This is a genomic window from Colwellia sp. BRX10-3 (genome assembly GCF_014077505.1).
In the GTDB taxonomy this organism is placed as follows: Bacteria; Pseudomonadota; Gammaproteobacteria; order Enterobacterales; family Alteromonadaceae; genus Cognaticolwellia.
The window spans coordinates 18367-29770 of record NZ_JACGWA010000020.1 but is presented as its reverse complement, the minus strand read 5'-3'; the positions used below and the strand labels follow the sequence as shown (position 1 = coordinate 29770).

Below are 11404 nucleotides of genomic sequence, written 5' to 3'. Positions count from 1 at the left end.
TAGTCAGAAATACATCGCGTTTTACAATCAAGAACGATTACATTCAAGTTTAGGTTATACAACGCCTGAAAAATATGAGAAATTAGGACTTTGAAATGTGTCTACGAAAGTGGTGTAAGATCACTTCGTGACACATTTTAGCAAACAATAATCAGCCCCTTTAATGGGCGTTATGAGTACTACATTTGAGCATTAATCTTCGACCACTAAATCAAAATGACGATAACTACTCGAAGGTTATCGATCTGTATAAGAAAGCGTTTACCACCGCTCAACGTATTCCGACGTGGATCCTTAAATTTAAACTGAGAAAAGGTAAGGTAGGATTTAACGTTCTTTATACAGATGATATTTGGATAGGTCTCATTTATACCACTGAGTTTAAAGACATTGTATTGGTACACTTTTTAGCTATTTCGGAATCTTTTCGCTCAGGTGGATATGGCAGTAAAGTATTGGATTCAATGAAAGTTATGCACTCCGGAAAAAGAATTGTACTGAACATTGAAAAACTTGATAAGCAAAAAATAAACTTCGCACAAAGGTGCAAGCGTAAAGCTTTTTATGAAAAAAACGGATTCAGTTCATCAGGTTATTTTGTGAAAGAACCAGGAGAAAAACTTGAGATGCTTATATTTGGCGGCAGTATCACTAAAGAAGAGATAGAAGCAATGTACAAGAATCTCTTTGGTAGTATTATTGGCTTCTTACTTAGACCTAAAATAATAAATACATGATGCATCCTTTTTTTGCCACATACTATAAGCCACTCAAGCAGGACAAAAATAGTTGGTTTTTGCTCTTTCGTCGCTTATTTTAACCAGCTATTTTATTGGCTGTTAACAGGGCGTTATGTGTACTAAAGGAGTTAACATGCGGTTAAAAGGCACTTTAAGATTGTTAATATTGGTACTTACATTGGGAAGTTCCTTAGTCTTTGGGGGAGAGTCTCAGACTGCTTCGCGCATTAAGAAACTCGACGCAAGAATTGAAGAACTTAAGCAAGATGGACATTTTCCAGGAGTCGCATTGGCCGTTATGCGCAAGGGAAAACCTGTTCATATTGGCACATATGGACTTGCCGATATAAGTAACAATGTTTCAGTTACCACGAAAACGGTATTTGAACTCGCTTCTTTAACCAAACAGATGACCGCGCTTGCAGTCATGACACTTGTTAAAGAAGGTAGATTGAGCCTTGAAGCAAAGCTAGTCGATTATATTGAAGAAGCACCTGTAGCTTGGGGTAACATTACTATTGATCAACTTCTCTCCCATAAAGGTGGACTAGCGCATCGCTTTGAGCAGACTGTTGATGATGTATTACTACTTGATTACACACGTGAGGCCATGATGGCTTCGGCTAAAAAAACGCCAATGCTCGCAGAACCAGGAACTGATTGGAATTACTCAGATCTAGGGTACTTCTTATTAGGAAGTATTATTGAAACAGTGACCAAACAAACCTACGCAGAGTATATGCAGTCGACATTTTTTACACCATTAGGTATGAAACAAACACATCTACTTGATCAGAGGAAGATAGTGCCATTTCTTTCACAGGGTTACGCATGGAAAGAAGGCAGGCTTCAACGCAATCGACGAGTTTGGCAGTTTGCCTTGGCATCGCATTTTGGGATCATGTCTTCATTACATGACATGATGCTCTGGGAAGCTGAACTTACAGAACCGAAAGTCATCAATCCTGATGCCCTGAAGGGCACATTGGCTATTCAGCGTGTATTCGACACCGGCAAATCGTGTGATACATGGGGGTATGCACGTGGGTGGCAGGTACAAGTTGTTAATAAGCGTCGCATTCTTACTCATGGTGGATACGCAGGTACCGCATATATTCGAGCGATTGATGACGACCTTTCTGTGATTGTGCTGACTAATCGCGAAGATGCACCAGACGCACGGACACCAATTTCCCTAGGATGGGCTGCTGCTCATGCCGCTGAAAAGACAATCTTTGCCAATGGGTATAGTTGTTGGCAGTAGAGGGCTCACATAACAATAAATTAAACAGGGACAAATACTGCTTGGTTTGTTTCACTGAGTTAACTATTTTAACCCAGCAATATTTACCCATTAAATAGGCGTTATGGTACTGGCATCTACGTTGTATTTCACGAGTGTAGATAGCTGTTGGAAAGGAGTTTTGTTCGACATGATTATTACTGCGTTGCTTGCGTTCGTCCTAGTATGTCAGGTCGTTTTGCTATCGATTCTCTGTCCCCGTAAAATCGCCGACGCTGTTCAGAGCAAGGTTGTTACTCAATCAAAAGAAGCTGGTTCTCATCAGGGGATCCACAGGCTCTATGTTTTGATCAATTACGTAATCGCCATTCTGGGGTTTCCAGTACTTTTGCTTTGCGTAGTGTTCCACGCCGAAGGTACCCTTTCCATGACGGGGCTACTATTATCAATCGGTATGTTTTTCCTTGTCCAAGTTTCTACGTTTACAATTCTGTTTTATCACGGTGTACTACCTGTTCAGCAAACTCTAGACGAGTCTTCAGACACTCTAGCTTCTTTTGTTGGAAAGCCCAGCTTGTTTAGCATCCTACCAATAGCACCTGTCATAATTGCGGTTGGGCTCTACCTCTCGTACGTGACCACGCTTTATGTGTTTGGGGATAATTCAGGAGGAAATCAGTTACACAAAGTCGTCTCGATTACGATCACCAACTTCCTCTTTGTCAGCGCAATAATTTGGTCCTATAGATCGATTTTGAAGGAGAGCGACGAGAGAGTGAATCGATACAATGAACTGGCGCGCATGGGGCCAATCATGATCTTCGGAAGCATCTTCGTGACCCTTTATCTATTCGCGAAAGAAATCCTATTTGTTTTCGAACTTCACGAATTTAGGCCGATCATGATGAGTGTTGCTCTTCAGATGGTGGCGATAGTGGTATTTTACGTACTCAGTGGTGTAAAAATCAACAAAACAAAGGCATGAACACGGAGCCGCCAGTTGCATGTTTTCAAAGTGGCATCAACGGCGGCCCGGTTATGCCAAGCGTTATAAACCATGGATAGCATATGAGTCATAGCAAGGTTATTCTTTTTACTGTTGATATTGTAACTAGAGGTTTGGCAGCATTAACGTTATTAAAATCTTTTTCCTACATATTTCAACAAATTGTCTTTGGTGCTTGGGATTCATTTATTTGGTTTTATCCAATATTTTGGCTCGTTTTATTGTCATTATGCGTTTACCCTAATTTAATAGTTAATAAAATTGATTACCCCCAAATAGCATCATGGTTTTTAGCAAGGATCCCTGCATTTTCTATTTCAATTATTGGTGTCTGGTTTTTCTTTAATTCAGGGGGGTAGAGTAAGTTAGATTATAACAAGCGGTTAAAGTGGGGGAAAAAACAGTTAATCTTTACTCCTAGGTAGTTTATTTTAAAACGGATGACTTACTAATGAATAAAAATAGAATGTGGCTAGTAGTATTTCTATGTGGAATTTCCATTTGGACTTATAAGGTTTTTAACACGAGTCAAGCGTATAGCGTGGCCAAAACGGCACTTGAAAATCGTGTTGAAATTGATGAGTCTTTGGGCAAATATAATATAACGTATGATTGGTGGTTTGGTGTGTTTAGAGCATTACGTTATGGTGATATTCAAGAGTTTGAGTTCCATTTAAGTGGCAATAAAGATGACGCAATCAGCGTTGTTGAGGTAGTAAAAAAAGAAAACTCTTGGGAGGTTAGTTGCATTAACGTTGTTAATGGTGAGTATTTAAATAAAAAGATAATTCACGAATGTAATGGTACAAAATAAACATAATATGCTGTTAAATAAAGGTAAAAGTAAGTAAGCTGTGTTTCGTACCTCAATAATTTCAGCCAACAATTAAAAACCTCTTAATGGGGCGTTATATGCAAATGGAGTTCGCATGAAGTATTTGTCACTACTAACTATTATCCTTATATCAGGCTGTTCATCTCAACCTGTTAGCCATCAAATCGCTAATGTCATCTTTGGGACGGTTTTTGAAAAAACTACGAGTACTAATATAAGTCATAATGCTGCGAGTTGTCCTAATGTAAAGCGAACCTGTTCAAGTGGTAATTACCATGAGTGGAATCAAAAAAATGGCAAAAAAGCTTGTGCTTGTAATAAATAATTGCATATAACATGTCGATAAAGCAGGACAAAAAACAGTTGGTTTTTGCTTTTTTGTCGCTTATCTTAACCAACTATTTTTTGGCTCTTATCCAGGCGTTAGCTGTACAACATATAATCGAGTTTTAATGAAACATAATGCAATTAACTTTAAAGATAAGTTTACTAAATTTACCGAACATTGGTCTCCTCGTGTAATTGCTGAGATGAACGACTATCAGTTTAAACTGGTAAAAGTTGAAGGTGAATTTGTATGGCACGATCATCCTGATACAGACGAAGTTTTTATTGTAATCGAAGGTTGTCTGAACATTGAATTTCGAGATGGCATAGTTACATTAAAGTCAGGTGAGATGTTTGTAATTCCAAAGGGAGTTGAGCATAAACCTACGGCTGTTTCTGAATGTAAAATCATGATCGTTGAACCTAAAGGTGTTGTTCATACAGGTGACTCTGGCACAGAGCTTACAGCCAAAAATGATATATGGGTGTAACGTACAGCTAACAAGCTGTTAAAAAAGGAAAAAAAACAGTTGGCTTTTACTCCTTCGTCGCTTATTTTAGCCAACATATTTTTCGCCTGTTAACAGGGCGTTATGCTTAAAAATCTAAATAAAGTAAGGATCACTTTTGAAAGTAATCACAAAATTATTACTATTACCTTTTACTCTAGTTGTATCATCTCAAACTTTAGCAAACGACAATTTTACTTTTGGTATAGGCGCAGGTAGCCTTTATAGTGGTGTTGGTGTCAACATCGGTTTTCAATCTAAAACTGATTTAAAATATATTTCTGCTGGTTGTGTAAGTTACTCTTCCTTATACGGTGAAACCTGTGGGGTTGGTGCTGGTTGGGTGAGAACAGATGTCTTTGACTTTCAAACTCCAAAACATGGTATAAGTTTATATGTTGGTATCGTAGGTGATGAATATGATGATTTTGATCGTAAAGCCGTTTACGGTGCAGGATTAGGTTACCACTATTTTTTCAACGGCATTAACAACTCGGGTGTAAATTTAGGTTTTACCATAGTTGCAGGAAATGAAAATGACGAATTTGTTACGGGTGGTATGTTTCAAGTAGGTTATCAATTTTAAACATACAAGTTACTCAAATGGACAAAAGACAGCTGGCTTTTTCTTCTTCGTCACTAATTTTAGCCCACAATTTTCGCCTCTAACGAGGCGTTAGGTTTTCATTCGAACTGAGTATTATATAAGGATATTTTATGAAAAAATTAGGTTTGCTTTTATGCTCCATATGCCTTTTTACTGCATGCGAAGATAACAACGATAAAGAAGGCACTGTGCTTGTGTTTAAATACCAAGGTTCTGTCCAATGTGCCCCTGATAGCGGAATAGCTGTAGAAGATATGCTATTAGAATTAACTGATGCTAATATTAACGTTCATTGCTCTTCAGAAGCTAGTGATGGCAATGTGATTATCACATTATGTGGAGCCGACACTGGTGTAGTTAATGTGTATGAAATACCAATATCATCTATAACAACGGCTGAAAACTTAGGTTTTAATGACGTTAAATTACTTGAAAATTCAAATATAGTCTTGTCATGTGATTTGCCAATATAGTTATGGAACCTGAATAACCTAACAATCTAATAAATAAAGATAAAAACAGTTGGTTTTTTCGTTCCTCAACGTTTTAGCCAACAATCAATTGCCCATTATTAGGGCGTTAGCCGTACAAGGATTTTACATGAAAATATTGATATTGTTTCTCATTTCGAGCATTTCCTTTTTTGCACAATCTAATAACGATATTGCTGTAAAAAAGGAAATTGATTTATTTTTGGGAGTTTCTAAGTGTTTAAGGGATATTCCTAGCGATAAAATTAAAAATTCAGAACACGATGAGTTATCTTTAATCACTAGCGTAATTGAAAATATTACTCTTGAATTAGGTACAAACGATAACGAGCAAAAAGAGTTTAAAGAATTATATAAAATAGCCTCTAAATACTGTTCAAAAGAAATAAATAACCTTAAAGCTGTATATAAAAGTACGGCTAACAATCAAACTAACAAGGACTGAGAACAGCAGGCTGCTATAGTTCCTCAACGTTTTAGCCAACAATTTTTTGCCCATTATTAGGTCGTTAAATAAAGATTAAAGTAAGTAGGTTGTGTTTCGTATCTCAATAATTTAGCCAACTATAATTTTCCGCTTAAGTAGACGTTAGCTATCTTTATCAATCAACGGAGTTGAGTTCATGTTGAAAGTAATAATTTTGGTGTCATTGTGCTTAGTTTTTCAAACAACGGTGCATGCGAAAGCTTGCGGTACTATTGAATCTTTAACGTGGCTAGTTGGTAATTGGAATTCTGAAAACAGCCAGTTGAAAATCAATGAATCATGGAAACAAATAAGCGCAAAAACATTGGAAGGTTCGGGTTATACACACTCGATTGAAAAGAACAAAATTGTAAGTTCTGAAACTTTGCGATTAGTCGAAATGTCTGGAGAGATTTTTTATATCGCTAAAGTTGCTAGTAATGATTTACCTGTTGCTTTTAAATTAACAAGTTGTACTGCTAAAACGGCGATATTCGAGAACCCACAGCATGACTTTCCTAAGAAGCTCAGTTACCAATTTAATAAAGCTAAAAGTATTACTGTTTTTGTTTCAGGAGAAAATGATAAAGATTTTTCAATTGAATTTATCGGTGAAGACGATAGCTAACAAACTGTTAAACAAAGACAAAATATAGTTGTTTTTTACTCATTCGTCGCTTATTTTAACCAACTATATTATTTGCCCATTATTCGGGCGTATAAAATAATCATCAGACATCGAGAATTTCACATGAATTTTTCTGTCATTAAGGCCTTATATTTATTCTGGTATAGAGTGAACCGTCATAAATTATGCGATATACACATTATTATCTTGGTTAAGTACTACTGATTATGATGCTCTCTATACCGAGTTTCAATTTCGCATAAAATAGAGCAAAAATTTTATAGAGGCAATGGAAGTATGTTTGCCTCTTAATTAGGCGTTTTTTTTATTACAGGAGCGTTTTATATTTTGGAGGAATTATGTCAATTTTAATTGTTCTCGTTTCTATTTGGGCAATACTTATGTTGCGTTCAGGTGTTATTGAGTATAAATATTATCAGTCGATAAAAACGCTTGAACCTGATATTTGGGAGCAATTAGGATCTCCTAAATTTATAAAAATTCCTTTTGTATTTGTTTCCCCTAAAAACTCAAAGTTATTACAGCAAGTTTCCAACAAAACAGTATGTGACCTAGCCATTAAACACCGACAAGCAGGAATTCAATTTTTGGTATATGTTGTGTTGGTGCTTGTGATAGGCATTGTATATTTTAAAACGTATTAAATTAACTAGGTAAATATGACAGATAAAAAACTAATGAATACTTTAAATACTTTAGCTCATGATGAAGTGTTTTTTGGTCCTCAAGGCTTTAAGCAGGTAACAACGTTAAACGAGTTAAATAAAGCCCAACTTGGCTTTGGTATGAGCGAATTAGGCCAAGTGCAGACGATTGAACGGGTATCTGGCGAAGAAAAAGGTTGTTGGCAAACTTCGTGGCAGGTTTTTGCTCGTGATACTGAGTTAGGCGATCCGTATTTTGTTGATAACAATCAAGATAACTTACCGGTTTACACTGGCTTTTTAGGTGATGAAGGTTGGGAAATAGAACAAGTAGCAAGTAGCTTAGTGGGTTATATCGCTTGTATGCAATTGTTATTTAATCATGGCGAACAAGTGCAAGCACAGTTCTTTCCAGACCTAAGTAGTGTTACAGATGAAGCTACTTTAGAGCAGTTACAGCAACAATTGATTGAAATTTCTGGTAGTGAACATTTCTGGCAACTGTTTATACAATGTTATCTCGATTGGCTTATTGAAGAGTAGTATTTAGTGCAGAGATAAAGTTATTGATATCGCTTTAGCATAAAAACCTCAAAAGCTATTATTTTTAAGGTATAAACTAATGAATAAAGAAGAATTTTTTCAAGTTGAATTAGTTGATTTTCCGGCAACAAAAATCGCAGCATTTGAACATAGAGCCGCGCCTAACTTGATAGGTCGTAGTATTACGCAGTTTATCGCTTGGCGAAAAGAAAACGCATTGCCACCCAGTAAAAGTAAAACTTTTAATATAATTTATGATGACCCAAATGTTACAGCAGACGCAGATTATCGCTTCGATATCGCTTGTGCAATAAAAGACAGTGTCGTAGGGAATCAGCAAGGCGTTATTAATAAAATTATTCCGGCAGGGCAATGTGCCAAAGTAAGGATAACGGGTAACGATGACAAATTAGGCACGGTGATCAATTTTCTATATAGCCGGTGGTTACCACAGTCAATATTTACGCTTAGAGATTATCCGCTGTTTTTAGAACGCGTCATTTTTTATCCTGAGGTTGCTGAGGCCGATGCAATCATGGATATTTATTTACCTATCGAATAATTTATATATTGATAACTATGAAGTTGAGCCAATTAGTAAGTAAAAAAGGAGTTTTAACGCAATGAATGTAATGCTGATAATTGCCGGTATACTGAGTGTATTGGCCGCTTTTATTCATGTAGGTTGTATATATTTTGGCGCTAACTGGTATCGGTTTTTTGGTGCGGGCGAACAAATGGCGACAATGGCAGAACAGGGCAGTATTCAACCGACAATAATAACTTCGGGCATTATCTTTGTTTTAATTATTTGGTCGCTTTATGCTTTTTCTGCCGCTGGCGTGATAATTAAATTACCTTTTGTACGTGTTATATTAGTTATCATCACCGCCATTTATTTACTGCGAGGTGTGGCAGGACTTTTCTTGATTAATAATCCGCTTGGGCGAACACCTGAGTTCTGGATTTTTAGCTCAAGTATCTGCTTGATCATTGCGATAATACATATTATTGGCTTAAAGCAGGTTTGGTTATCGTTTGCTTAAAAGAAAAAATAGGCACAATAAATAGCATTGTAATGGTTAAGTTAGTACTGAATTTAATGAGAATATTGTTTGATATTTAATACGAGATTGAGCCATTATTATTATACTTTTCAAGTTATTCTTTTACTATTAGCGCTTAATATCACTACTTTACAGTAGTAAAAAGCATAGTCGAAAAGTGACTTTTAACTTCTAACCTTTTGAATTTATTATTTAACTATGCAGGCCTATTTTGAATTTTTTCAAAAGTTAAAATAGTAGTTTTCCAACTGGTCGGATGTGTGTATACTCGATGGCACTGATGCAGAAATGCATAAAAATTATTATTAGAAGTGTTAGGAGTTAACCATGCTAAGTTATAAAGCGCCGATAGCAGACATCAAATTTTTATTTGAAGATGTATTTAATTATTATGACCATTACCAAAAGCATCCTGAATTTGAAGAAGCAACACCTGATTTGGTTGATGCCATTTTGGAAGAGTGTGCCAAATTTAGTGAGAATGAATTACTGCCACTGAACCAAAGCGGTGATGAAGAAGGTTGTACTTTTGATAATGGCGTTGTAACAACACCCAAAGGCTTTAAAGAAGCTTATCAAAAGTTTGTTGAAGGTGGATGGCCTAGCTTATCGCATGCTGTTGAACATGGTGGTCAGGGCTTACCGTCATCATTGGGTATGGTAGTGTCTGAATTAATGGGCACGGCTAACTGGTCTTGGGCCATGTATCCGGGATTAAGTCATGGTGCAATGAACACTATTCATACGCACGGTACTGATGAGCAAAAAGCATTATACCTTACACGCCTTATTGAAGGGTCGTGGACCGGCACTATGTGTTTAACTGAGCCACAATGCGGTACAGATTTAGGCCAAGTTAAAACAAAAGCTGAGCCAAATGGCGATGGTACTTATAACCTTACCGGTACTAAAATATTTATCTCAGCTGGTGAACATGACTTAACCGATAATATTATCCACATTGTATTAGCTAGATTACCTGGCGCGCCAGCAGGTACTAAGGGTATTTCACTCTTTATCGTACCTAAAATGCAAACTGACGAACAAGGCAATGTTGGCGAGTTCAATAATGTTTCTTGCGGGTCTATTGAGCATAAAATGGGAATTAAAGCTTCAGTAACTGCAGTGCTTAATTTTGATAATGCCAAAGGTGTGCTAATTGGCCCTGAAAATAAAGGTTTAGAATGCATGTTCACCTTTATGAATACCGCACGTGTTGGTACAGCACTGCAAGGTGTTTGTGCGGCTGAATTGGCTTATCAAAACTCGTTACTTTATGCTAAAGAGCGTTTGTCGATGCGTTCATTATCGGGTACTAAACATCCTGATAAAGTGGCTGACCCTATCATTGTTCACCCTGATGTACGCAAAATGCTAATGACCCAAAAAGCCATTAGTGAAGGCGGCCGTGCGATGATCTACTACACAGCAAAAATTGTTGATGAAATAGATAATGCTAAAACTGAAGAAGAACGTAAAAAAGCTGATAATCGTTTAGGTTTTATCACACCAATTTTAAAAGCCTTTTTAACTGAGCTTGGACAGGAAAGTGCTAATCATGGTCTACAAATTTTTGGTGGCCATGGTTTCATTAAAGAATGGGGCATGGAGCAAATTGTTCGTGATACCCGTATCTCAACGCTTTATGAAGGAACTACAGGTATTCAAGCACTCGATTTATTAGGTCGTAAAGTGCTGATGACACGTGGTAAGTCATTGAATGCATTTGCTAAAGAAGTCCTTATTTTCTGTAAAGATCAGAGTATGATCTCGAGTAATCCACATAAACGCCAAATGAATAAGTTTATCTGGCCTTTAAGTACAAGCGTAGCCAAATGGCAACAATATACTATTCGCTTAGGACTTAAAGCTAAAAAAGACCGTGACGTAATTGGCTCAGCTTCAGTAGACTTTTTAATGTACTCAGGCTATATCGTAATGGCTTATTTTTGGGCGCAAATGGCACAAGCAGCGTATGAAAAATTAGCCACTGATGTTGAAAATAGAGACTTCTATCGTGCAAAAATTAAAACGGCAGAGTTCTACTTTGAACGCTTATTACCACGTACTAAGTCATTAGCGGTAACTATGATGGCAGATCCTAAAACCTTAATGCAGTTAGATGAAGAGTTATTATCTTTCTTGTAAAAACTTAATTTAAGCTAATTATTTTCTAGGTTTAGTTTAGGTCTGTGCTCAGACAATAAAATTAAAGGCCGTATTTCATTTGAAATATGGCCTTTTTCGATCTATCAGCTACTATCGACTTTATTATAA

General features: G+C 36.7%; 16 protein-coding genes. All 16 read left to right on the top strand.

Annotated features, from left to right (window positions below; translation table 11 throughout):
* The first annotated feature begins 13 nt into the window (after positions 1 to 13).
* The 16 genes from H4J38_RS17475 to H4J38_RS16255 all read left to right on the top strand — a co-directional run bounded on the left by H4J38_RS17475 (position 14) and on the right by H4J38_RS16255 (position 11275).
* Positions 14 to 94, top strand: coding sequence for a hypothetical protein (locus H4J38_RS17475; RefSeq protein WP_404842627.1), 81 nt, complete (start codon positions 14 to 16; stop codon positions 92 to 94).
* 91 nt (positions 95 to 185) lie between these two features.
* Positions 186 to 737: a GNAT family N-acetyltransferase gene (locus H4J38_RS16325; protein ID WP_182133456.1), complete on the top strand. Its 552-nt coding sequence runs from the start codon at positions 186 to 188 to the stop codon at positions 735 to 737.
* A 136-nt stretch (positions 738 to 873) separates the two neighbouring features.
* Positions 874 to 2004, top strand: a complete 1131-nt coding sequence (locus H4J38_RS16320) for a serine hydrolase (RefSeq protein WP_182133454.1) — start codon at positions 874 to 876, stop codon at positions 2002 to 2004.
* Positions 2005 to 2173: 169 nt separating this feature from the next.
* On the top strand, positions 2174 to 2968 hold the full coding sequence (locus H4J38_RS16315) for a hypothetical protein (protein WP_182133452.1): 795 nt from the start codon (positions 2174 to 2176) through the stop codon (positions 2966 to 2968).
* Between the two features lie 83 nt (positions 2969 to 3051).
* Positions 3052 to 3348 carry a hypothetical protein gene (locus H4J38_RS16310; RefSeq protein WP_182133450.1) on the top strand — a complete coding sequence of 99 codons (297 nt, stop codon included), beginning with the start codon at positions 3052 to 3054 and terminating at the stop codon, positions 3346 to 3348.
* Between the two features lie 182 nt (positions 3349 to 3530).
* Positions 3531 to 3803: a hypothetical protein gene (locus H4J38_RS16305; RefSeq protein ID WP_182133448.1), complete on the top strand. Its 273-nt coding sequence runs from the start codon at positions 3531 to 3533 to the stop codon at positions 3801 to 3803.
* 473 nt (positions 3804 to 4276) lie between these two features.
* The gene (locus tag H4J38_RS16300) at positions 4277 to 4642 is read left to right on the top strand and encodes a cupin domain-containing protein (RefSeq protein ID WP_182133447.1); all 366 of its coding nucleotides are present in this window, start codon (positions 4277 to 4279) and stop codon (positions 4640 to 4642) included.
* 136 nt (positions 4643 to 4778) lie between these two features.
* Complete coding sequence (locus H4J38_RS16295; protein ID WP_182133445.1) at positions 4779 to 5246, top strand: hypothetical protein; 468 nt, start codon at positions 4779 to 4781, stop codon at positions 5244 to 5246.
* A gap of 131 nt (positions 5247 to 5377) precedes the next feature.
* Complete coding sequence (locus H4J38_RS16290) at positions 5378 to 5740, top strand: hypothetical protein (RefSeq protein ID WP_182133443.1); 363 nt, start codon at positions 5378 to 5380, stop codon at positions 5738 to 5740.
* Positions 5741 to 5867: 127 nt separating this feature from the next.
* Positions 5868 to 6203, top strand: coding sequence for a hypothetical protein (locus H4J38_RS16285; protein ID WP_182133441.1), 336 nt, complete (start codon positions 5868 to 5870; stop codon positions 6201 to 6203).
* Positions 6204 to 6381: 178 nt separating this feature from the next.
* Entirely contained in the window at positions 6382 to 6852 is a 471-nt protein-coding gene (locus H4J38_RS16280) for a DUF6265 family protein (RefSeq protein WP_182133439.1), read from the top strand.
* Positions 6853 to 7211: 359 nt separating this feature from the next.
* The gene (locus H4J38_RS16275) at positions 7212 to 7517 is read left to right on the top strand and encodes a hypothetical protein (RefSeq protein WP_182133438.1); all 306 of its coding nucleotides are present in this window, start codon (positions 7212 to 7214) and stop codon (positions 7515 to 7517) included.
* A 15-nt stretch (positions 7518 to 7532) separates the two neighbouring features.
* Positions 7533 to 8060 carry a hypothetical protein gene (locus H4J38_RS16270; RefSeq protein WP_182133436.1) on the top strand — a complete coding sequence of 176 codons (528 nt, stop codon included), beginning with the start codon at positions 7533 to 7535 and terminating at the stop codon, positions 8058 to 8060.
* A 79-nt stretch (positions 8061 to 8139) separates the two neighbouring features.
* Positions 8140 to 8622, top strand: coding sequence for a GyrI-like domain-containing protein (locus H4J38_RS16265; protein WP_182133434.1), 483 nt, complete (start codon positions 8140 to 8142; stop codon positions 8620 to 8622).
* 61 nt (positions 8623 to 8683) lie between these two features.
* Entirely contained in the window at positions 8684 to 9106 is a 423-nt protein-coding gene (locus H4J38_RS16260) for a hypothetical protein (RefSeq protein ID WP_182133432.1), read from the top strand.
* A 348-nt stretch (positions 9107 to 9454) separates the two neighbouring features.
* Complete coding sequence (locus H4J38_RS16255; RefSeq protein ID WP_182133430.1) at positions 9455 to 11275, top strand: acyl-CoA dehydrogenase C-terminal domain-containing protein; 1821 nt, start codon at positions 9455 to 9457, stop codon at positions 11273 to 11275.
* The last annotated feature ends 129 nt before the right edge of the window (positions 11276 to 11404 follow it).